Consider the following 22,263-nt stretch of genomic DNA (forward strand, 5'->3'; position numbering starts at 1 on the left):
CGCCACGCGCCTCCAGCTAAACGAGTCTTGCCTCCGCCTCCTGCTCGGATACACTCCTTCACGTTCGCCTGCGTCACGGCCGACTCTGAATCACGAAAGCGACAGCGCCGGCACCGGCGGCATCGCTGCCGAAGAATCAGCCTCCGATGGTGGCGGCAACGCGGCTGATTCATCCTCGGGCGCGGCGGCAGGCACAATGGCTGCGGCTGCCTGGTTCATGATTTCCTGTCGTTTCGTGAGGTCCAGGTGACGTTGCTCCGATTCGACGAGCCGCTTTGAAAACTCGGCACGGAAGGCGTCGAACACCCGCTGCATCTCGCCCCGCCACGCGTTGGAGTCACGGCGGGCGGCCAGGATCTCGCTCTGCTGCGTGCAGATCTGCCGTTCCATCGTCGCCGTGCTCTCCCGCAGCCGGGTGTTGGTGCGCAGCAGGAACACGATGCGTGTCATCGACAGCAACAGCAGTCCGGCCACGACCAGGAGGATGAGCGACAGGGTGGCGGCGTCGGACGTGATCGTCTGTAAATTCATGGTGGCTGATTATGAGCAGGTCCCATTCCACAAATCAATCCTGCTTCGCCTTCTTCTTGCCGCCCTTTTTGCCTGCCTCCGCCGCCTTCCAGGCACCGACTGGCAGTACATTCGCACGTGCGGCCCAGGCGTCCCATTCCGCTGCCATCTTTTTCACGCGTTCCGGATCGTTCGCGGCCTGGTCGTGCTGCTCCGCCCGGTCCTGGTCGATGTTGTAGAGCTCCCACGGCTTGTTTTCCTTCGAGACGATCTTCCACGGGCCGAAACGATACGCACGGTTGCCTTCATGCTCCCAGAACAGGGAGCGCACACCATTGTTCCTGCCTTGGAAGGCGGGGACGAGGCTCACGCCCTCCATTTTTTGAATCGGCTGGCCGTTGAGTTCGGCAGGATACGTCGCACCTGCGACATCGACGCAAGTGGCCATCAAATCGACGAGATGACCCGTCTGATGCTCGATTTTTCCATGCTGGCTGGCGGGAATGGCAGCCGGCCAGTGCGCGATGAGCGGCGTGGAGATGCCACCTTCGTGAACGAAGTGCTTGTACTCACGGTGCGGCGTGTTCGAGACGTTCGCCCACGCCTCGCCATACGCGATGTAGTCGTTCGGGCCGCCTGGCATGATGCCCTGGCCCTGGCGCACGGCCTTGCCATCGCGAGTCTGCCGCGGAATCACATCGGTCCGGATCGCATCCTGTGCGATGACCGGAAATGTCTTGGTGTTGAATTCGGGCGTCTTTGCCTGACGTCCGACACCTTCCTGGCAGCCGCCATTGTCCTGCAAAAAGAGGATCAGCGTGTTCTCCAGCAGCTTTTGCTTCTCCAGCGTGCCCACCACACGGCCGATGCCCTGGTCCATGCGGTCGATCATCGCGGCAAACACCTCCATGCAGCGTGTTTCCCACGCCTTGTCCGCGACGGCCGTCCAGTCGCCCACCGACGAGCTCAGTTCCGCGTTTTTGCCGATCAGCCCCATCCCCTTCATGCGCAGAAACCGCGCCTGCCGCACCGACTCGTAACCCGCGTCATACTTGCCGCGATACTTCGCCACGTCCTCCTCCAGCGCATGCATCGGCCAGTGCGCCGCCGTGTAGGCCATGTAGAGGAAGAACGGCTTGTCCTTCTGGTCGCGGTTGTGTTCTTCAATGAACCGCACGGCGTGATCCGTGATCGCGTCCGTGTAATAGTATTGCGCTGGCTTGTATTCAGGATCGGCAAAGGGGGAGATCATCGCGTCATCGCGAGTCAGCGTGCCGGGGTCGTAAAAGCTGCCCGCGCCAGTGATCGTGCCGTAAAAACGGTCAAAGCCGCGATGCAGCGGCCAGTTGTGCTTCGGTCCTTCGGGACGCGCGTGTTTCGTGACATGCCATTTGCCAACGGCGTAAGTGCGATAACCCGCCGGTTTCAGCGCCTGGGCGATGGTGATGCTGCGGTTGTTCAAATCGCCCCGATAACCATCGTGGCCACGATCCTCCATCATGTGGCCGATGCCCGCCTGATGCGGATACAAACCCGTCAGCAGCGATGCACACGTGGGACAGCAGCGGCCGGTGTTGTAGAACTGGCTCAACCTCACGCCATTTTTCGCCAGTTTGTCGAGATTCGGCGTCTGGATCTCGCCACCGTAACAGCCCAGGTCGGAGAATCCCATGTCATCCGACATGATGAGGATGATGTTCGGCTGCGCGGCCTGAAGCAGCGACAAAAGTCCGAGAATGGCCGAAAAGGTAAGCGAAGACGAGAGACGGTGGAGCATGGGGAGACGCAAAACGACTGCTCCCCGCCGATCTCACACGCGAATCACGATCTTGCCAAAGTGCCGGCCGCTTTCGATGCGTTTGAAGGCCTCGGGCGCTTGTTCAAAGTTGAAGGTCGAGTCGATGACAGGGTGCAGTTTAGTGCGTTCGATCTCGGCCAGCATCGCCGCGAACATCTCGCGCGAGCCGACGTAGATGCCATCCAGCCGGATCCCTTTGCGCAGGATCTGAACGGTCTGGATTTCGGCGCTCGTGCCGGTCAGGACCCCGATCAGGGCGATGTGACCACCAAAGCGCGTCGCTTTGAGCGAACGATTGAGCGTTTCAGCACCCCCGATTTCGATCACTTTGTCCACGCCCCGCTTCCCGGTCTGCTCCAGAGCCCAATCCTCCCAGGCAGGATCGGTCTTGTAGTTGTGGACCGCGTCCGCTCCCAGTTCTAGCAGGCGCTGCGCTTTGTCATCACTGCTGGTCGTCGCCAGCACCCGTGCTCCGGCCAGTTTCGCGAACTGAAGGGCAAAGATGGAGACGCCGCCGGTCCCAAGCACCAGCACCGTTTCGCCCGCTTTCAATCCACCGCGCACATGCAGCGCGTCCCAGGCTGTCACGGCGGCACAGGGCAGGGTGGCGGCTTCTTCGAGCGAAAGGTACTCCGGCACGCGCAGCAGACTCTGCTCCGGCATCACCACAAACTCCCGCAGCATGCCGTCCACCGCTCCTCCGAGCGCCTGGGAGGCATGGGACTGGCTGAATTCGCCCTCCAGCCAGGTCGGCATGAACGGCACGACGACGCGGTCGCCAGGCTTCCAAGTCGAAACTCCTGCGCCCACGGCGGCCACCTCCCCAGCACCGTCGGAGCAGGGAATGCGTGGAATCGGCCCGGTGACGCCTTTGATGCCCATGACGTTCATGTAATCGCGATAGTTCAGGCAGGTCGCCCGGACACGGATCAAGACCTCGCCCGGACCCGGCTCCGGTTGGGGTAACGTCACGATCTGGAGGGAGCTCAATCCGTCGGTTCCGGTGATTTGGTGGGCTTTCATGGCTGGACTGGGGCAGAGGCTAGCGGGAGCGCCCCCGGCAACAAGCTGGAAGATGGGGTGGAAGTGCTTGATTAAGAGGCATTTCCGCGTTTTGGCTGCCTCCGAACAAGGGGTGTGAACAAACCGTGAATGCATGGGGTGCCTGCGTCGCACTGTGCACATCCGCAGCATCCGAATTGGCGAAACTGCATCTCAATTCTGATTGGCGGGCGATGGTGGGGAAAACGGCTCCCGGTAGGAAATTGACCGGGAGGTCCGAAAACGCCATAAATCAATATTTAGCGCTGCCGGTAGGCCTTCGATGTCCGTGAGGCCACCTCGTGATCATGCCCTCGGAGATGATATAATGCGTTGATTTACAACGATTTACGTTGGCTGTGGCCGGCATTCCCACTGCGGCCGGTTTGAGCCTTGGGTGCCCCTCAAACCGGCTTTTTGTGGCGAAAAAGTCGCAGAAGAGACTTCTGAGGCGGTGTTCCACGGCGCAAAAACAAGCGTTCCACGGTCGGCGTTTCCCGTCTAGGGACTTCGCGGAATCCACTATTTTGCGGCTCAATGGGTGCCGGAGGGTCGCGTGATTGAGAATGGCTCACAGGGATGTGAACAACCTGTCAAAAACTCTGTTCCACCCGGGTAAAAATTGCGAACAATTCAGTTTCCCCCCTGATTTCCGCATCATGGCGTGTGGAACACTTCAAAATGCACCGAAGCCCGCCTTCCTGAGCACGATTTCAGCGCTCTCCAGCCGCCAATTTTTCGATCCATTTGCCCAGATCTGGCGGGCGGAAGCTGCTCATCGCCTCCAGGATGCCGGCCGGGGTGCTTTGCACCAGAACGCAGGCGGCGTGTTCGGGTTTCAGGAAGCCATTCTGGCTCATATGGCTGATGAAATCGATCAACCCGTCGAAAAAGCCGCCCACATTGAGCAAGCCCACTGGTTTGTCATGAAACGCGAGTTGCAGCCAGGTCAGCGTCTCAAACAGCTCATCCAGCGTGCCGAAACCGCCTGGAAGAGCGATGAATCCATCGCTCAGATCCACCATCATCTGCTTCCGCTCGTGCATGCTGCCGACGACTCGCAGTTCTGTGACGCCGCCGTGGCCGAGTTCCTTGTCCATGAGCGACTTCGGGATGACGCCGATGACTTCGCCGCCTTTGGATAGCGCCCCGTCGGCCACCGCGCCCATCAGCCCCACATGCCCTCCGCCGTAAACGAGACCGTGGCCTGCTGACGCGAGGAAGGCCCCCAGTTCATACGCGGCGGCGCGATGAGCGGGGTTGTTTCCAGGATTGGAACCGCAATAGACACAGATTCGGCTCAGTCGGGGCATGAGCGCGCATGATGGATGTTTTCAGAGGCTGTGCAAAGGCTTGCGCTGTTCCTGTCGTATTCGCTAACCTCCGCCCGCATGAATCTCTCCCGCCGCTCCTTCCTCGCCTCCTCCACTGCCGCGCTGACCGGCTGTTCTCTGCTGCCGTCCTTCAAGAAAGGGGACTGGATCGACGCCCATGTCCATGTCTGGACGCCGGACGTGGAAAAATATCCCCTGGCACGCGGCTACGCCGTCAGCGACATGCGTCCGCCCAGTTTCACGCCGGAGCAGTTGTTCGCGCATTGCCGCCCGGAAGGCGTGAACCGCGTCGTCCTGATCCAGATGAGTTATTATCAGACCGACAACCGCTACATGCTCGATGTCATGCGGGCGCATCCGGGTGTCTTCAGCGGTGTGGCGATCGTGGACGAAAACGCGCCGGACGTGGCCGCGACGATGACAAAGCTCGTCGCCCAGGGCGTTCGGGGCTTCCGCATTTCCGCTGGACGGGAAAAGAACCTCTCGGCCTGGATCGGATCGCAGGGCATGGCGACGCTGTGGAAAACGGCCGCTGAATTGAAGGCCAGCGTCTGCCCGCTGATCAATCCTGACACGTTGCCTCTCATCGACAAGATGTGTGAGTGGTATCCCGACACCAGCGTGGTGATCGACCATTTCGCCCGCGTTGGCATGGCTGGCGGCATCAAGGAGGCCGAGGTGAAAAACCTGCTCCACCTCGCCCGCCACGCGAAGACGCACGTCAAAGCCTCCGCATTCTACGCGCTCGGTGCCAAGAAGCCGCCTTACCTCGATATGGGGCCGCTGATTCGTCAGGTGCGGGATGCTTTCGGGGCGCAGCGCGTGATGTGGGCCAGCGATTGCCCTTTCCAAGTCGATCCAGGCCACAACTACCACGACTCCATCGCCCTCATCCGGGACCGCCTCGATTTCCTCTCCGATCAGGACAAGGCCTGGATGCTGCGGGGCACGGCGGAAAAGGTGTTCTTCTCTTGAAGGTCTGTTTCTGGACGCGCCTGCCATCCGGCCACAAAAAAGCCCCGTCAGGAGCACTGACGGGGCTTGTCTTGGAAGTGTGGCTGGAAGGAGAGAACCCGATCAGGCGGCGGCTTCGGCACCTTTGTGGCCGAGCTGCTTCACGGCGAGATTGAGCTGATCGTATTCGATCGGCTTCTTGATCACCGTGACAGGGCCATGGCCGAGGATGCGGCTGAGGATCTCGCTGTCCGGGTAGCCGGTGATGACCACGATGGGGAGATCCGGGTAGAGGGCCTTGAGCTGGGAATAAACCTCATCGCCAGGAACGTCCGGGAGCTTCAAATCGAGGAAGACGAAGTCGAACTTCTGCTTCTTCGCCATCGCGATGGCTTCCGCTCCAGTGCCGACCACCAGACGGCCAAAACCTGCCTTCTTGAGGAACTGCTTGAAGAGAGCCTGCAGCGCGGGGTCGTCATCCACGACCATCACCGTCGGCTGGCCAGCCTCGTCTTCCTTGCGCAGGACGTCGCGGTCGAGCAGGCTGCGCTTGATGCGCCAGCGGCCGCCGATCTGCACCGCAGGCAATTGCCCGCGCTGGACGAGGTAATAGACAGTCGGAAGGGGGATGCGGAGGTATTCCGCCGTTTCCTTCACTGTCATGAGTTCGGGCGCGTTGAGGTCAGCCATGGTGTGCGGGGAGAAAGTTTGTCGGGAGGAAGGGTTGGATTAGAAAAGCTCAGTTGATAATTTCCATCGTTATAAAGGATTTATCAGTCTGTGGGAGAGAGCGCCTGTGGAGATAATTGGTAGATTTGCGATTCTTTGTCACAATTGCAAACCGAAAATGATCACTGGTTGAAAAACTTCGGAAATCCTGAAGAATTTCATACAAACGGGCTGATCTCACAGCTTTGGAGAATAAAACGAGCCTGATAGAGCCAGTGGACGCCTTTCTAGAGCATCGGGGCGGCCCACTATAATGAGTGCACACGCGGCTCAGATTTGCCCTCGGCTCTGGATTTGCCAAAAACCGCCATCCGGCCTAGATGCTCCGCCCCATGTCTGACTCCATCCCCAACGTCCTCGCCGAACGCTACGCCACCGCCCCCATGCGCGCCCTCTGGTCGCCGGAGGGCAAAGTGAGGCTGGAGCGCGATTACTGGATCGCCGTGCTCAAAGGCCAGCGCGACCTCGGCATTCCCGTGCCGGACGGCGTGATCGAGGCCTACGAAAAGGTGAAGGACCAGATCAACGTGGCCTCCATCATGGAGCGCGAGCGCGTGACGCGGCACGATGTGAAAGCACGCATCGAGGAATTTTGCGATCTCGCCGGGCACGAGCACATCCACAAGGGCATGACCAGTCGCGACCTCACGGAGAATGTCGAGCAGCTCCAGGTCTTCCGCGCCTTGCTCGAAATCCGCCGCAAGACGGTGGCCGTCCTCGCTGGCATCGCCCGCCGTGCGGCGCAGACGCGTGACATCCCCCTCACCGCCCGCACGCACAACGTCGCCGCGCAGGCCACCACGCTCGGCAAACGCCTTGCCATGTTCGGCGAGGAGACGCTGCTGGCCTTTGGCGACCTGCAAAACGTGATCGCCACCTATCCCGCTCGCGGCTTGAAAGGCGCTGTCGGCACTCGTTTGGATCAAATCACGCTCTTCAACGGCGACGCGAAGAAGGCCTCCGAGCTCGAAAACCGCATCCTGCACCATCTCGGCATGCCAGCGGCCTTTGGAGCCGTGGGCCAGGTTTATCCGCGCAGCCTCGACATGCAGGTCATCGGCTCGCTTTGCCAAGTCGCGAGTGGTCCGGGCAGTTTCGTCCGCACGCTGCGCCTCATGGCCGGGCATGAACTGGCCTCCGAAGGCTTCGCCAAAGGCCAGGTGGGCTCTTCCGCGATGCCTCACAAGATGAACAGCCGCTCCTGCGAACGCGTGAACGGCCTGCATGTCATTTTGAAGGGCTATCTCGCCATGGCTGCCGGTCTCGCTGGTGATCAATGGAACGAGGGCGATGTGTCCTGCTCCGTCGTGCGCCGCGTGATGCTTCCTGATGCCTTCCTCGCCCTCGACGGCTTGTTGGAGACCTTCTTGACCATCCTGAACCAGATGGAGGTCTTCGAGTCCGTCATCGAGCAGGAGCTCATGCGCTACCTGCCGTTCCTTCTGACCACCACGGTCATGATGGAGGCCGTCAAAGCCGGTGCAGGCCGCGAAACAGCCCACGAAGTCATCAAGGAGCACGCCGTGCAGGTGGCCAAAGACATGCGCACCGGCAAAGTGCGCGAGAATGATCTTCTCGGCCGTCTGGTGGCCGATGAGCGTCTCACGCTCACCGATGCCGACATGCAGCGCCTCGTCGCCGCCGGCAAAAACAACACCGGTGATGCGCCTGAGCAGGTGGATGCCTTCTGCGCCCGCGTGGAGGCCATCGCGAAGGAATACCCGGAAGGTGCTGCATATGAGCCGGGCGTGATTTTGTGAAGCCCCGGTGACGAGTCAGCGCGGCAGCGTCCTGGAGTGCGCCAGTCCTCTAGGTTCGTGGCAGGGCTTACGCACCAAAACCGTGGAAAATGGGAAGAGTGACTTCGGCCCTGAAGGCGGGATCGTGAGCGCAGCGCTTGCGTTTGCTGCGCAGGGAGCCTTTCACCGGGCTGTTCTGGAGCACTTTGGCAGAGCGTTCGCGCAGGAGCATCAGGTTGTGCGCGGCGGTTTTGTCGCGCACTTGGCAGTGGTCCTCTCTGAAGGTGACATCCAGCAGGTGGTGGCACTTGTTCTCAACCGACCAGTGATTGCGGATGAGGCGGCCCAGCTCGGCGGCGCTCGCCTTCCGGCTGCTGAGTAGTAGTGCATTTCCACCGCAGGTGTCTCCGCGCTGTGACGCTGCCGCATGCTCTCTCGCCGCACGCAGATGATGCTTTGCAAGCCTGCCCACTTCCACGAGCGAGGCCACCAGTCCATCTCACGCACGACCACCACTTCGCGCTGCTCGTAGCGCCTGCGGTTTTGCTCGCGCGTGGTGCTCACCTCACATACCTCTGCCCAGCCGCCTCTGGTGCGGTTTCATCGACGGGCTGGCGCAGGCTTTCAAAACGGGCGATGACGGCCTGGTGCGGTTCCTCCTCGTTGGCTTTGAGCGCGAGGATGTGGTCGGCTCCTTGGCTCTGGATGAGTTTGGCGATGTCGGGATGGCCGCCCATGGCGTCGATGCTCACGGTGGCTCCGTGGAGCTGGAGTTTGCCCAAGAGCCCCGGCAGGGCTTCGAGTTCGTTGCTCTTTTCGGCGCAGACTTCGTGACCGACGCTCAGGCCTGCTTCGCTGACCCACGCGCGCAGGATGTGCAGGGTGCTGCGCCCGGTGGTGCTGTCTTTGGTTCCCCGGCTGACTTTGCCGTCGATGGCGACCTGTCTGCCATCCAGCGCACCGACCCACAGCTCCATGATTTCGAGCAGCAACTCGGGTTGGAGTGCGTGGAAGACGTTGCGGAAGACATCGTGGGAGGGCGGGCCGTTGCGCAGCGGGGTGAACTGGCGCAACCAGTCGAGCTGGGAGCGGGCGAAGTGCTCCATGTCGGTGAAGTCTTCGCAGTCGCTGAGCATGGCGCAAGAGGGCGGTGAGCAGCACTTCGGGCAGCAGATGCAGGACACGTCCCAGAACACGAGCATCGGGCAGGATGGATTGCAGCTCTGTGTCTTGCATGATGGATGGCGATGGGACGATGGGTGAAGGTTTCATCCATACCCTCATCAGTGGCTATGGAAATATGCACAGCGGTCACGGAACCGAAAAGGCAGGGCACGTGAAGGTCGTCGAATCATCGTCGGACGCAATGATGGCTCTGTGCGGGTGGACAAGCTTGGAGAGAATGGCAACTTGGAGCTCTGGAACCGGGAATTCACTCCTGGGCAAGTCACGCAGCTCTCGTATTGGGACATCGAGGAGAAGTAGGACCGGATTGCACCGGCATTGCGCATCCTTGGGCATGAATTGCTTTGGTCTAGGAGATCATCCGGCACCTGCGTTCATGGGGCAACGCGCACGGAACTCCAACCTGACTCCATCTCATGAAAGCACTGCTCGCTCCTCTTCTTCTCTGTCTGGCCACCGCCACGGTCTTCGCCGCATGGCCGATCAATGACGTCTGCCCGGTGGACGGCAAGGCCGCCCGTCCCATCTACCGCGTCAAGAACGCCGAGGGTGCCTTCATTGCCTTCTGCTGCGTCAGTTGCCAGCAGACCTTCGAGAAAGCGCCCGGCAAGTATCCGGTGAAGAAAAAGGACACACCGAAGTGATTCGGCTTCACGCTCGAAAACGCCGCCTCGGCTCCAACGTCCCCGTTCGCATGGGACGGGCGACGTTTGGCCTCGTTTTCTGTCATCGAGCAAACCTCTCTGTTGCGCTTGTTTGCTGCCTGCTGGTGGTCTGAAGGGCATGCCAGCGGGGGTGCGTTGACGCATACCGCCCTGCGGTTGTAGTCGGCGGCCATGGAAACTTCTCCTTTTCACCTCCCGCAACGTGACATCTGGGTGTTTGGCGGGGCGGGTTATCTCGGCCAGTCGGTCGTTTCGCTCCTCGTGAACCTCGGGGCGCGTGTGCTATGCGTGGACCTGGGAGATCGCGCGGCCACGGCGGTCGCAGCGGCTCGATTGGAGGCGCAGGTGACTCCCGCCACCCTGGATGCAAGTGACACGAAGGCGCTGGATGCCTTTGTGAGCGACCAGATCGCCTCGCGCGGTGTGCCGCATGGCTTGGTCGTGATGACCTATGCATCAACGGCGAAGCGCTTTGACGATCTGAGTGTGGAGGATTTCGATAACGCGAACCACGGGAACCTCACGGCCACCTTTGCTCTCTCCCGGGTGGTCGGACAACGCATGGCCGAACAGGGCAGGGGGAGCATGGTTCTCTTCTCCAGCATGTATGGAACCGTCTCCCCCGATCCGCGCATCTACGAAACGCCCATGACGCCGAACCCCATCGAATACGGCGTCGGCAAAGCCGGGATTCAGCAGATGGCCCGCTATCTCGCGGTCCACTTTGGTCCGCAAAACGTGCGCGTGAACTCGATCTCTCCCGGACCTTTCCCCAATCCAGCCATCCAGCGTGAGAAGCCGGAATTTGTCCAGCGCCTCGCCCAAAAAGTGCCCCTCGCCCGTGTCGGCCAGGCTGAAGAGATCGCCGGTTCTGTGGCCTTCCTGCTCAGTGAGGCGTCATCCTTCATCACCGGCCAGAATCTCGCCGTCGATGGCGGCTGGACCTCCTGGTGATTGGGAATGACGAATCGGGCGCGGAACGCTCCATCCACTCCTCATTCTTCAAACCGTCTCCCCACGCACCAGTTGTGGCATCAGGCGGATCGCCTTCGGTGGCAAAACGCCCGTTTCGGCCAGTTGGCGTGCCGCTTTGGACACGCTGCGGGCAAACTGGGTGGGGTCGGATGCATAACGTGTCACCGCAGGCACGGTGTGCTGGAGGAACGTCTCGTCGTCGCGGGAAACCACGGCCATGTCCTGCGGGATGCGTCTTCCCTGGCGCAGCAGGAACATCATCACGGTGAGCACATGCATGCCGCGGGCGATCACGCATGCCGTGGGCGGGGCGGGCATGCGCAGCGCTTTTTCAAGGAGGGTGCAGAGGTGCTCGGGGGTGCCGTTGTGTCGCAGCACCTGCAATTTCGCCGATCCGCCTCCCTGAAGGGCTTCGAGCAGGCCGCTTTCACTGTCGAGGTCGCCGCCGAAGTCACCTTCCGGCCGGATCAGGGCGATGTGCTTGTGCCCTTTGCGTTGAAGCATCGCCCCGGCATGCCGACACAGCGCACGATAGTCCGTGTCGATCGAAGGCAGCGTGATTCCTTGCGGGCTCGATCCCACCACCAAACATGGCAACTGCCGCCGGATGAACCAGCTCTGCATCGGCTCCAGCGAGCTGAACAGAATCCACGCGGCCGCAGGCGACCGCTCGGTCAGGGCCTCCAGCGCCCGGGCTGGTTTGGCCGTGAAGCACGCGGGTGCCACGTGCATTTCCAGCGTGAATCCGGCTCGGGAGAGCTGATCGCGCAATTCGTCCACCATGACCACGGCCGATGGCGACATGGCCGTCAGCGGACGCGACGACAGGATCGCGATGATGCGGGAATCGGCCGTCTTTGGCGTGGCCTTCTTCAATTGAATGCGCCTGCGCTGTCGCTCGCTCACCTGTAGGAGCCCATCGCGCTGCAGTTCGGCCAGCGCGGCACGCAAGGTGTGGCGGCTGACCTGGAGTCGTGCGCACAGTTCGCGTTCGCCGGGCAGATGTCCCTGCCAGTGGCCGGATTCCATGGCTTCGAGCAGGCTTTGCGCCGTCAGGCTCACCAGCGAGATGCGCTGCGGCGGTTTCGGGGCGGAAGGAGGTGTGTGTGCCATCTGGTTCGCGGAACGTGCCAGCAGCATAGCGTTGGTGCGGCTCGTTTGAAAAGCCACTTTCGCGAGTCATGCCAGATTCTCATCGTCCTCTGACGCACGCCGACCTCCTGCAGCTCAAACGCTGGAACACACCCACGATCTACAACGGCTGGGAGCAGATCACGAAACTCAATGCCGGCGCGGATGCCTTCAACATCGAGGAAACGCGTGATTTCATGCCGCAGATGGGCCCGATGGTCGGCTACGCGGTCACGCTCGTCATCGAACCGTCCAACGCTTCGCATCGCCAGACCAATCCGAAGGCCGGAGAGGAACTGCGTCGCTACATCGCCAGCATTCCCGGTCCGAAGATCGTCGTGGTGCAGGACCTCGACAAACCCCGCGTGCTCGGCTCCGCTTGGGGTGAGGTCAGCGCGAACATGTTTCGTGCTCTCGGCTGCGTCGGGACCATCACGGATGGCGCGATCCGCGATCTCGATGAAATGGCCAACGCCGGTTTCAAGGCGCTCGCCCGCCGCCTCTGCGTCGGCCACGCGCATGTCCACCCGGTGCGCTGGAACTGCGAAGTCGAGGTGTTCGGCCGCAAGGTGTCGCCCGGTGACCTCATTCACGCTGACAATCACGGTTTCCTCGTCATTCCGCCCGAAGATCAGTCGAAACTCCTCGACGCCGCTCGCTTCATGGATAGCAACGAATGCCAGACCGTCATCCCCGCCGCCCGTGACAGTGCCGGACGCAGCACGAACGAGCTGCTGGCCAGTCTGGAAGCCTCCATCGTCCAGTTCAGTGCCAATGTGAAAGCCAAGTTCAGCCGCGCGGGTGAGTGGTGATCGACAAGTTTATGCGTCACCTCTCTCCACTTCTCCTCGTCGCCTTCGCCTCGGCCGCTCTGGCGGTTGAAAGCGTCATCACTCTCAACGTCGAGCCGTCCAAGGAGCATCCGCGCAACTCCGAGGGCTCCTTCGCCACGTTGAAATCAGGCCGCATCATCTTCATCTACTCGCAGTTCTATGGCGGCGCGGCGGACGAAAGCCCGGCACGCCTTGTTCGGATCCATTCCGATGACCAAGGCCGCACCTGGAGTGATCCTGTCACCGTGGTGGAGAACACCGGTGGCAACAACGTCATGAGCGTCTCGCTGCTGCGTCTCGCCAGTGGCAAACTGGCCATGTTTTACTGCCTGAAGAACAGCTGGCTCGATTGCCGGCCCCACATGCGCGTTTCCACCGATGAGGGCGAGACATGGAGTGATGCCAAGCTGATCCAGCAAGCCCCCGGCTACTTCGTGTTGAACAACGATCGCGTCATCCAGACCAGCAAAGGCCGCCTCATCGTCCCGCTCGCCTTTCACCGCTCACGTGGCAGCGACCCGCACTCCAGCAAGTCCTTCGACGCCCGTGCCATCGCCATGTGGCTCTATTCGGATGACGAAGGAGCCACCTGGACCGAATCATCGTCGTGGTGGGCCATGCCCGTGCCCAGTGGCAGCGGTTTGCAGGAACCTGGTGTGGTCGAGTGTGCCGATGGCTCGATCTTCTCCTGGTGCCGAACGAGCAACGGGGGGCAGTATGGCTTTCGATCCGCTGATGCCGCGAAAACATTCTCTGCGCCCGAGCCCACGGAACTGAAATCACCCAATGGCCCCGCCAGCATCAAGCGCCTGCCTGGCAGCAGCGATCTCCTCGCCATCTACAACGATCACTCGGGCATGTTTCCGTTCCCGCCCAAGAAGCGCAATCCCTTCGTCGCCGCCCTTTCCAGCGATGGCGGGAAAACCTGGCCGCAGCGCAAGCTGATCGAAAGCGATCCCGACGGCCTTTATCATTACACCGCGATCCATTTCGTCGGCGACGCCCTGCTCATCGGCTACTGCGCTGGCGACAGCAAAGTCGGTGCTCTCAACCGCCTGCGCATCCGCCGCATCACGCTCGACTGGCTGAAACAGCCCTGAGTGCCTCAGTTCCCACCGTATTCCACATTTCCCACCTTCATGCGTCGTTCCAAAGTCCTTGCCAAAATCCGCGCCGGCAAAGTGGCCCGCATCTGCTGCACCGGCTCGCCCATCGCCTTCTTTCCAGCCCTTGCGGCTCACTTCCACTACGACGGCATCTGGCTGGATGCCGAGCACCGCGTGTGGGATCCGCGGGAGGCCGAAACGATGCTCGGGCGCCACCATGCCGCCGACATCGACTGCATCTGGCGTGCAGTGACCAAGGAGAAGAACAGCCTTTATCGCCTGCTCGAAGATGGGGCTGCAGGTCTGATGATCCCACACGTCGCAACGGCTGATGAAGCTCGTGCGCTGGTCAACGCGATGAAATTCCCGCCGCTCGGCGACCGCGGCTTTTGCGGCGGTGGACGCGATGCCGACTACTGGATCGGCAAGCCCGCCGATTACACGGACGCCGCGAACCGTGAAACCTGCCTCGTTGTTCAAATCGAAACGCCGCAGGCGCTCGAAAGTGCCGAGTCCATTGCCGCAGTGCCCGGCGTGGATGTGTTGTTCCTCGGCCCGGGCGACATGTCCCTGCGCCTGGGTTGCACGCCGGGAGTCAATGATCCGGTCATGCTCGACGTGCAGAAGAAGATCGCCGCCGCCTGCCGCAAACATGGCAAAACCTGGGGACGTCCTGTCGGCAGCGCTGCCGATGCCAAGACCATCATTGACCTCGGCGCTCAATTTGTTGTCCACGGCAGCGAGTTTGGTGCCCTGCATGCCCACCTCAGTGCCTGTGCGGCAGATTTTGACCAGATCGTCGGGGTCACCGGAACTCCGAAGAAAGCGCTCGATGGCAAAAGCTACTGAGGGTTTCACCATCACCCCAAACATCATGAAGACACTGCTCACAGCCCTCCTCCTCGTCAGCAGTGCAACTGCCGCGGACAACCCCACGCTTCATCCGAAGGCCTCCGCGCTCCCGCACACGCATCAAGGCCCCTTCGTAACCACCGCAGACGGCGGCGTGCTGTGCATCGACAACAAAAACGCCCTTCGCAGCACCGATGAAGGCCGCACGTGGGCCACGTCGCCGCTCTTCGCAGATCCACAGAAGTTCAATGTGAGCAACGAGCGGGCTCTTTTGCGCACTCGCGAGGGTGTCATCATCTCCGCATGGATGAACGGCGCGGAGCGCAAAACACCGCCCGGCTGGCACTGGGGCGAGTCGAGAGCGAAGTGGACCGACTTCATCTTGCCCACCTACACCTGCCGCAGCACCGATGATGGCAAAACGTGGGAAGCACCTGTGAAGCTCAGCGATCCATGGTGCGGCTGCATTCACTCGCTCATCCAGATGAAAAGCGGCCGCCTCGTGCTCGTCGGTCAGGAAATCATCCCGCAGTGGCGTCACGCCACCGTTATGTGGGCCTCCGATGATCTCGGCAAATCATGGCAACGCGGCGATGTGCTCGACTACGGCATCGGCGAGCACGATCACGCCGGCAGCATCGAAGGCAGCGTCATCGAGCGTACGGATGGCTCGCTGTATCTTCTGCTCCGCACCGAGTCCGGTTTCCTTTGGGAAGCGACCTCCAAAGACGGCCTCAAGTGGTCCGGCCTCAAGCAAACCGCGATCAAATCCGTCACCTGCTGCCCGCAAATGGCCCGCCTCGCCGATGGTCGCATCGCGTTGCTCTGGAATGCCCCGCCGCGCCACAGTCCAAGCAACGGCAGCAGTCGCGCCGAGCTCTCGCTCGCCTTTTCCAGCGATGAAACGGCCTCATGGAGCAAACCCGTCATCGTCGCCGCGAACTACGCACCTGGAGGCCGCGTCTCATATCCTTATTTATACGAGCGCCAACCCGGCGAGCTCTGGATCACCACCATGCAGGGCGGCCTGCGCATGAAAGTGAGCACCGCCGACCTCGCCACCGGCGAAATTCCCGTCTTCGTGCCACCGCCGAAGTCCGTGCCGAAGCCCGGCGGCATCTTCATGTTTGGCGACAGCACCACCGCGCCTCGCGGCAGCGTCAAAGTGTATGCCGACCGTGTGAACACGATGCTCCAGAGCATCGGCTCCAGCCTCAGCGTTTACAACGCCGGCGTCCCCAGCAACACCACCACGCAGGCCGTCAAACGCCTGCAAACCGACGTGCTCGCCTACAAGCCGCGCATCGTCGTCATGCAATTCGGCCTCAACGATTGCGCCATCGACGTCTGGAAGAAACCGCCTGCCACCGAACCTCGCGTGAGCAAGGAGGCCTTCATCGCCAACTACCGCCGTATGATCGCCGCCACCCAAAAAGCCGGCGCCAAAGTCATCCTCATGACCACCAACCCGCTCCGCTGGCACTCGAAGACCCGCGAACTCTACGGCAAGCCTCCCTACAAGCCCGATGCCGAGGACGGCTTCGAATCCGCCACGTTGCTCGCCTACAACGACGCTCTTCGTGACCTCGCCAAAGAGCTGAACGTGCCCCTCATCGATGTCCACGCCGCCTATCCCACCTTCGCCGCGAAAAAGAAGACCTTCATCACCGATATGCTCACCGACGGCATGCACCCCGGCGACCTCGGCCACGAACTCGTCGCGGAGCTCCTTCTTCCCGTGATTCGAAGCCAGTTGCGCTGATGCGGATGGGCGCTTCTGAGTACGTTGTTCACGCTTTAGCGTGCGAGGGCGATCAACACGCTAAAGCGTGAACAACGTACGGAGCGCTTCGCGTATTCGACATCATGAAAGCGCTGCTGCTTGTCCTCCTCACCTCCGTCTCCGCCCTCGCAGTCCAAATCGCGCCGTTTCGTGCCGATGTCACGCCGCCCGTCGGTGCACCGCTATGCGGCGGACTCGTCAAACCGGCCGTCGGCGTCAGCGAGCCGCTGCTGGCGCTCGGCGTGGTGCTCTTGAGCGACGAAAAGCCCGTCGTGCTCTGCGCCATCGACTTCTGCGAGATCCGCGGTGCCGATCACATCCACTGGCGCGAGGTTTTGGCCCAAGCCGCCGCCACCACGCCCGAACGCGTTGCCTTGCACTCGCTGCATCAACACAACGCGCCGCTCGTGGACAACGCGGTGCAGAAGCTCCTGCCCGAAATCGGCATCCTCGATGCCGCCGCGACCGAAAAAGCGCTCCAAGTCGTCGCCGAGGCCATCAAAGCCGCTTTGAAGACTCCGCAGCCCGTCACGCACATTTCGACCGGTGAGGCCAAAGTGCTCGAAGTGGCCGGAAATCGTCGCGTGCAGGTCATCGACGGCAAAGTCGGCAAAATGCGCGGCAGCGGCAGCAAAGACCCGGAGCTGCGGGCACTGCCCGAAGGCCTCATCGACCCGTTTTTGAAGACCGTGAGCTTTTGGAACGGCGACAAGAAACTCGCCGCGCTGCACTACTACGCCACACACCCGATGAGCTACTACGGCGACGGCATTGTGAGCCACGACTTCGCCGGTATCGCTCGTGAAAAGCGCATGCAGGAGGATGGCGTGCCGCACATCTACTTCACTGGCTGCGGCGGAAATATCGGCGCCGGCAAATACAATGACGGCACACCGCCGATGCGCCCCCTGCTCGCAGGTCGCATTCACGCCGCCATGGTCGAATCGGAGCAAAACGCCAAGCGCATCCCACTCACCAAACTCGCTTGGAAGCATGCGCCGGTCGTTTTGCCGCCCGATCCCGAGTTCCCCGAGGAGCGCATGCTCAAAGTGCTCCAAAACACCGAAACGCGGCCCACCACGCGCATCACCGCCGCCTTGCGACTCGGCTTCATCCGCCATCGCGAGCCCATTCCCTTCACCAGCCTCCATCTCGGCGATGACGTCTGCCTCGTTCATTTGCCCGGCGAAAGCTTCGTCGAGTATCAACTCTTCGCGCAGCAGCAGCGCCCTGGCGGTTTCGTCTGCACCGCCAGCTATGGCGATGGTGTCACGGGCTACATTCCACTCGAGCATTCCTTCATCGAAGGCGGCTACGAGCCTTCGCAGGCCTACGCGGCTCCGGATTCGGAAAGGATGATGAAGGACACGATCGCGAAGCTGCTCAAGTGATCCGCGCATGCAGCTTCTCGCGCATCTCATTCAATCCGGTCTCGCCGCCGCCGATGCCCGCCTCACGCCCTTGCCCGGTGGCGTGTCGAGCGACATCTCCCTCGTTGAGTCCTCATCCGGCACGCTCGTCGTCAAAGCCGCGCTCGAGAAGCTTCGCGTCAAAGACGATTGGTTCGCCGATGTCTCACGCAACCGCGTGGAGCAGGACTTCTTTGACTACGCCGCGCCCATCATCCCAGCGCATGTGCCGGGCATCCTCGGTCGCGGCGATGGCTGGTTCGCCATGGAATACCTCGGAGAGCTGCCGAACTGGAAAACCAAGCTCATCACTGGTGAGGCCGATGAAAACACTGCGAAGCTCGCTGGCGATGTTTTGGGCCGCCTGCATGCCGCCTCATGGCTTGATAATGCCGCACGCGCACGATTCAACACGCTGCCGAACTTCCACGCGCTGCGTATCGAGCCCTACCTGCTCAAAACAGCCGAACGTGTCCCTGAAGTCGCGCCCATCCTCCGCGCTGAAGCCGCACGACTCGCCGAAACACAGCTCGCCCTCGTTCATGGCGACTACAGTCCGAAAAACCTCCTCGTCGGCCCGCAGCGCCTCATCGTGCTCGATGCTGAATGCGCTTGGTTTGGCGATCCCGTCTTCGACACGGCTTTCATGCTCACCCATTTGCACTTGAAGGCCCTGCTGCATCCGCATGCCATCTCGCTCGTGCCAGCATTTTGGTCCGCGTATCTGAATGCCTTCGAAACGTCGCGTGAGCGTCCTGGAGTGTGCCGGTCCTCCGGCGCTTTCGAGCGCCCATTGGACTGCGAAAAGCTCCAGAGGGCTGGAGCACTCCAAGACGCTGTCGCGCTCGAAGAACGTACCGTGAAGCTCCTCCTCTGCCTCTTGCTCGCCCGCGTGCATGGCAAATCGCCCGTCGAATACCTCAGCGAGCCGCAGAAAGCCCGCGTCACGCGCTTCGTTCTCACGCATCTACCCCATCCGCCGTCGCTTGCCGCGCTTACCGCCTCCTGGATATGAAAATCACCTCCCTCGACGTCCTTCAAATCTTCGACAGCCGTGGCAATCCCACCGTCGAGGTCATCGCGACGCTGGAGGATGGCACCACAGGCCACGGTCTCGTGCCTTCCGGAGCTTCCACCGGTCATCACGAGGCTTTGGAGCTTCGCGATGGCGATGAAAGCCGCTTTCGTGGCAAATCGGTCTTCAAAGCCCTCTCGCATGTGAAAGGCGAAATCGCCCGCGAGGTCATCGGCCGCGATGTGTTCGATCAAACCGGCCTCGATGAGGCTCTGATCGCTCTAGACGGCACGCCGGGCAAATCACGACTCGGCGCGAATGCCATCCTCGGCACCTCGATGGCCGTCGCGCAGGCTGCGGCGAATGCGAAACGCGTGCCGCTCTTCGCCTCGCTGGGCGAGGGCACGCTGCTGCCGCTGCCGGAGATCCAGATCTTCGGCGGAGGCAAGCACGCGCAGGGTCGCATCGACATTCAGGACTTCATGATCATGGCGCTCACGGCCCAAACCTATGACGAGACCCTCGAAGTCACCGCGAACGTCTTCCACGCCGCCGCCGACATCATGAAACGGCGCGGCACACTCGCCGGGGTTGCCGATGAAGGCGGCTACTGGCCCGTGTTTGATCGCAACGAGGACGTCTTCGACGCTTTGATCGCCGCCATCGAGCTCGCGGGCTACACACCGGGGCGGGAGGTCGGCATCTCGCTCGACATTGCGGCCACCGATTTGTATCGCGACGGCTTCTACACACTCGGTTTGGAGCAGCGCCGCTTCTCCACGGACGAGTTTGCGCAGCTCATGATCGACTGGATCGAACGCTATCCCATCGTCTCCATCGAGGACCCGATGGCGGAGGACGATTGGGAGGGCTGGAAACTCGTGCGACAGGCCATCGGCCACCGCTGCCAGCTCATCGGCGACGATCATTTCACCACGAATCTCACCCGCATCGAGCGCGGCATCGCCGCGAACACCGCCAACTCCGTGCTCATCAAGCTCAACCAGATCGGCACCGTCACCGAAACCCTCGCCGCCATCCGCCGCACGCAGGCCGCCGGCTGGTTGCCCGTCGTCTCCGCCCGCTCGGGCGAGACGGAGGATGCCTTCATCGCCCACCTCGCCGTCGCCACGAATGCCGGACAGCTCAAAGTCGGCTCCTTCAGCCGCAGCGAGCGCATGGCCAAATGGAACGAAGTCCTCCGCATCCAGCGCCACCTCGGCGATCGCGCCCGCTTCATCGGCGCGGGCATTTTTTCCAGCGCAGGCATCCAGCTCCCATGAAGACGCTTCTTTTCCTCCTCGTCGCTGCTCACACCAGTGCTGCGGAGCTTCCACCGCTGCCCGCTGGAGCCTTCACTGTCGTCGTCATCCCCGATTCACAGGGCTATCTCGGCCTCGGCACCAAAATCGAGCCGAAGAGCACGAATCCGGTCACGAACCCGTGGCTCGAAAACCATGTGAAATTCATCCGCGAGCATCGCGACGACCAAAACATCGTTTTCGTCACCCACGTCGGCGACATCGTCGAAAAAGACCGCGAGGCCGAGTGGGTCATCGCGAAGCAGCATCTCGATCAATTGCGCGGTGTCGTGCCTTTCAGCCTCACCGTCGGCAATCACGACATGTCCAGCAAAGGAGACGCGCATTTGTTTCAGCAAACCTTCCCCGCCGCGAGCTTCAAAGCCTATCCCTGGTATCTCGGCAGCTACAAGCACGACCGCGCCGACCAAAACGTCTCTGCAAACAACGTGAACAGCGCCCAGCTCTTCAGCGCTGGCGGTCTCGACTTCATCCACCTCAGTCTGGAGTGCAACGCACCCGACGACGTGCTCGCGTGGGCCTCTCAAATGCTCACCCAGCACGCCAAACGCCGCGCCATCGTCACCACGCACATGGACCTTGGTGTCATCGACAAGCCGAAGGCCACCGAAGGCTACCACGCCGATCCGCAAGGCCGCATGCGCTGGATCAAAATCCACGGCGCACGCGGCAACAGCGGCGAGCAGCTTTGGAACAAGCTCTTCCGCAAGCACGCCAACCTCGCCTTCATCCTCAGCGGCGACCAAAGCCGCGTCACCACCCTCCGCCGCACCGACACCGGAGACCACGGCAACACCGTCCACGCCCTCCTCTCCGACTACATGTCCAAAGGCGGCCTCCGCCTCATGCGCTTCCTCCCCGCCGAAAACCGCGTCGATGTCCTCACCTGGGACACCACCAACCACGAACTCATCGAAACCATGCCCCACAAAAAGGAACGCGAGCATCATCAGTTCTCGTTGCCGTATGAGATGAGACCCGCTGCCAAATAGCCGCACACTCCGCCATCCCCCTCCTTCCGTCTGTTCCGTGTCTTCCGTAGGCCAACCTTCATCTCTTCCCCGCATCGGCCTCGGCTGCGTGACCTTTGGTCGTGAGATTGACGAAGCCGCTTCCTTTGCGTTGCTCGATCACGCCTTCGCACGCGGCGTCACGCATTTCGACACCGCCTCGGCCTATGGCGGTGGAGCCTCCGAAAAGATCCTCGGGAAGTGGCTGGCTTCGCGAAAGCCGGAAGGCATCACCATCGCCACGAAGATCCTGCCGCCGTATGACCGAATTGACATCACGGACAGTTTGCGACGCCTCGGTGTCGAGCAAATCGACCTGCTTTACCTGCATCAGTGGCACGACACCGCGCTGCAAGCTGCCGCCGCGCTCGAAAAGCTGCCCGTGAAGCGATTCGGAGCCAGCAATGTCACGCTCGATCAACTCCGCGCCCTCGGCCCGCGCTTCCGCGTCATTCAAAACAACCACAACCTCGCTGTCCGCGATATCACCGAGGCTTTGCGCGACTACTGCGCCGCGAACGACATCGCCATCGTGACCTACAGCCCGCTCGGAGCCGGTTTTTTGACAGGGAAGCATCAAAACGGCGTTCAGGCCGGTTCACGCTTCGAAATCATCCCCGGCCATCAGCAGGTCTATTTTCATGACATGGCCTATCAGCGCCTCGCACGGCTCGAGGCCATCGCGAAGCGCGCCGGGCACTCGCAGGCGCATCTCGCGCTGGCGTGGGCTTTGCATCAGCCGGGCATCGACACGGTGCTTGTCGGCGGTCGCACGCCTGCGCATCTCGATCAGGCCTTCGCCGCTCTAGGCAGTGTTTTAAAACCTCAAAAGGCGAGAGAAAGAAGTTGTACTCACGGGTTGGATAACGGAT

Annotated in this window: 21 protein-coding genes; 13 read left to right on the top strand and 8 right to left on the bottom strand. The window is 61.6% G+C overall.

Going from position 1 to position 22,263, the window contains the following annotated elements; all coding sequences use genetic code 11:
- Window positions 1-90 precede the first annotated feature (90 nt).
- The 4 genes from IAE77_RS26850 to IAE77_RS26865 all read right to left on the bottom strand — a co-directional run bounded on the left by IAE77_RS26850 (window position 91) and on the right by IAE77_RS26865 (window position 4,653).
- On the bottom strand, window positions 91-531 hold the full coding sequence (locus IAE77_RS26850) for a hypothetical protein (RefSeq protein ID WP_294233568.1): 441 nt from the start codon (window positions 529-531) through the stop codon (window positions 91-93).
- A 34-nt stretch (window positions 532-565) separates the two neighbouring features.
- On the bottom strand, window positions 566-2,287 hold the full coding sequence (locus IAE77_RS26855; protein WP_294233571.1) for an arylsulfatase: 1,722 nt from the start codon (window positions 2,285-2,287) through the stop codon (window positions 566-568).
- A gap of 33 nt (window positions 2,288-2,320) precedes the next feature.
- Window positions 2,321-3,331 (bottom strand): NAD(P)-dependent alcohol dehydrogenase, encoded by a 1,011-nt coding sequence (locus tag IAE77_RS26860; RefSeq protein WP_294233574.1) that lies wholly within the window; start codon window positions 3,329-3,331, stop codon window positions 2,321-2,323.
- A 731-nt stretch (window positions 3,332-4,062) separates the two neighbouring features.
- The gene (locus IAE77_RS26865; RefSeq protein ID WP_345781024.1) at window positions 4,063-4,653 is read right to left on the bottom strand and encodes a TIGR00730 family Rossman fold protein; all 591 of its coding nucleotides are present in this window, start codon (window positions 4,651-4,653) and stop codon (window positions 4,063-4,065) included.
- Between the two features lie 87 nt (window positions 4,654-4,740).
- Here IAE77_RS26865 and IAE77_RS26870 point away from each other — a divergent pair, with 87 nt between their 5' ends.
- Window positions 4,741-5,658: an amidohydrolase family protein gene (locus IAE77_RS26870; protein WP_294233579.1), complete on the top strand. Its 918-nt coding sequence runs from the start codon at window positions 4,741-4,743 to the stop codon at window positions 5,656-5,658.
- A gap of 102 nt (window positions 5,659-5,760) precedes the next feature.
- Here the strand turns inward: IAE77_RS26870 and IAE77_RS26875 are convergent, their stop codons facing one another.
- Entirely contained in the window at window positions 5,761-6,327 is a 567-nt protein-coding gene (locus IAE77_RS26875) for a response regulator (protein WP_294233581.1), read from the bottom strand.
- 371 nt (window positions 6,328-6,698) lie between these two features.
- On the opposite strand from IAE77_RS26875, the gene purB reads away from it, so the two are divergent.
- Window positions 6,699-8,126: an adenylosuccinate lyase gene (gene purB / locus IAE77_RS26880; protein WP_294233583.1), complete on the top strand. Its 1,428-nt coding sequence runs from the start codon at window positions 6,699-6,701 to the stop codon at window positions 8,124-8,126.
- A 67-nt stretch (window positions 8,127-8,193) separates the two neighbouring features.
- On the opposite strand, the gene IAE77_RS26885 is transcribed toward purB, so the two are convergent.
- The gene (locus IAE77_RS26885; protein WP_294233586.1) at window positions 8,194-8,595 is read right to left on the bottom strand and encodes a transposase; all 402 of its coding nucleotides are present in this window, start codon (window positions 8,593-8,595) and stop codon (window positions 8,194-8,196) included.
- A 70-nt stretch (window positions 8,596-8,665) separates the two neighbouring features.
- Window positions 8,666-9,241, bottom strand: coding sequence for an ISAs1 family transposase (locus IAE77_RS26890; protein ID WP_294233588.1), 576 nt, complete (start codon window positions 9,239-9,241; stop codon window positions 8,666-8,668).
- A 465-nt stretch (window positions 9,242-9,706) separates the two neighbouring features.
- Here IAE77_RS26890 and IAE77_RS26895 point away from each other — a divergent pair, with 465 nt between their 5' ends.
- Together IAE77_RS26895 and IAE77_RS26900 are read left to right on the top strand one after the other, a co-directional pair.
- Window positions 9,707-9,934, top strand: a complete 228-nt coding sequence (locus IAE77_RS26895; RefSeq protein ID WP_294233590.1) for a hypothetical protein — start codon at window positions 9,707-9,709, stop codon at window positions 9,932-9,934.
- A gap of 192 nt (window positions 9,935-10,126) precedes the next feature.
- The gene (locus tag IAE77_RS26900) at window positions 10,127-10,909 is read left to right on the top strand and encodes an SDR family oxidoreductase (RefSeq protein WP_294233593.1); all 783 of its coding nucleotides are present in this window, start codon (window positions 10,127-10,129) and stop codon (window positions 10,907-10,909) included.
- Window positions 10,910-10,957: 48 nt separating this feature from the next.
- On the opposite strand, the gene IAE77_RS26905 is transcribed toward IAE77_RS26900, so the two are convergent.
- Window positions 10,958-12,043, bottom strand: a complete 1,086-nt coding sequence (locus IAE77_RS26905; protein WP_294233595.1) for a substrate-binding domain-containing protein — start codon at window positions 12,041-12,043, stop codon at window positions 10,958-10,960.
- 68 nt (window positions 12,044-12,111) lie between these two features.
- On the opposite strand from IAE77_RS26905, the gene IAE77_RS26910 reads away from it, so the two are divergent.
- The 9 genes from IAE77_RS26910 to IAE77_RS26950 all read left to right on the top strand — a co-directional run.
- The gene (locus IAE77_RS26910) at window positions 12,112-12,873 is read left to right on the top strand and encodes an RraA family protein (RefSeq protein WP_294233596.1); all 762 of its coding nucleotides are present in this window, start codon (window positions 12,112-12,114) and stop codon (window positions 12,871-12,873) included.
- 11 nt (window positions 12,874-12,884) lie between these two features.
- Window positions 12,885-13,994 carry a sialidase family protein gene (locus IAE77_RS26915; protein ID WP_294233598.1) on the top strand — a complete coding sequence of 370 codons (1,110 nt, stop codon included), beginning with the start codon at window positions 12,885-12,887 and terminating at the stop codon, window positions 13,992-13,994.
- Window positions 13,995-14,033: 39 nt separating this feature from the next.
- Window positions 14,034-14,849, top strand: a complete 816-nt coding sequence (locus IAE77_RS26920; RefSeq protein WP_294233601.1) for an aldolase/citrate lyase family protein — start codon at window positions 14,034-14,036, stop codon at window positions 14,847-14,849.
- A 25-nt stretch (window positions 14,850-14,874) separates the two neighbouring features.
- The gene (locus IAE77_RS26925) at window positions 14,875-16,614 is read left to right on the top strand and encodes an exo-alpha-sialidase (RefSeq protein ID WP_294233602.1); all 1,740 of its coding nucleotides are present in this window, start codon (window positions 14,875-14,877) and stop codon (window positions 16,612-16,614) included.
- A gap of 104 nt (window positions 16,615-16,718) precedes the next feature.
- On the top strand, window positions 16,719-18,026 hold the full coding sequence (locus IAE77_RS26930; protein WP_294233605.1) for a hypothetical protein: 1,308 nt from the start codon (window positions 16,719-16,721) through the stop codon (window positions 18,024-18,026).
- 7 nt (window positions 18,027-18,033) lie between these two features.
- Window positions 18,034-19,059, top strand: a complete 1,026-nt coding sequence (locus tag IAE77_RS26935; protein WP_294233607.1) for an aminoglycoside phosphotransferase family protein — start codon at window positions 18,034-18,036, stop codon at window positions 19,057-19,059.
- Window positions 19,056-20,342, top strand: a complete 1,287-nt coding sequence (gene eno, locus IAE77_RS26940) for a phosphopyruvate hydratase (protein WP_294233609.1) — start codon at window positions 19,056-19,058, stop codon at window positions 20,340-20,342. Before IAE77_RS26935 ends, eno begins: the two co-directional genes overlap by 4 nt.
- Window positions 20,339-21,373, top strand: a complete 1,035-nt coding sequence (locus IAE77_RS26945; protein ID WP_294233611.1) for a metallophosphoesterase — start codon at window positions 20,339-20,341, stop codon at window positions 21,371-21,373. Before eno ends, IAE77_RS26945 begins: the two co-directional genes overlap by 4 nt.
- 37 nt (window positions 21,374-21,410) lie before the next feature.
- On the top strand, window positions 21,411-22,263 hold an 853-nt coding region (locus IAE77_RS26950; RefSeq protein ID WP_294233614.1), incomplete at its 3' end, for an aldo/keto reductase.

Origin of the sequence: Prosthecobacter sp. (genome assembly GCF_014879935.1) — a bacterium.
In the GTDB taxonomy this organism is placed as follows: Bacteria; Verrucomicrobiota; Verrucomicrobiia; order Verrucomicrobiales; family Verrucomicrobiaceae; genus Prosthecobacter.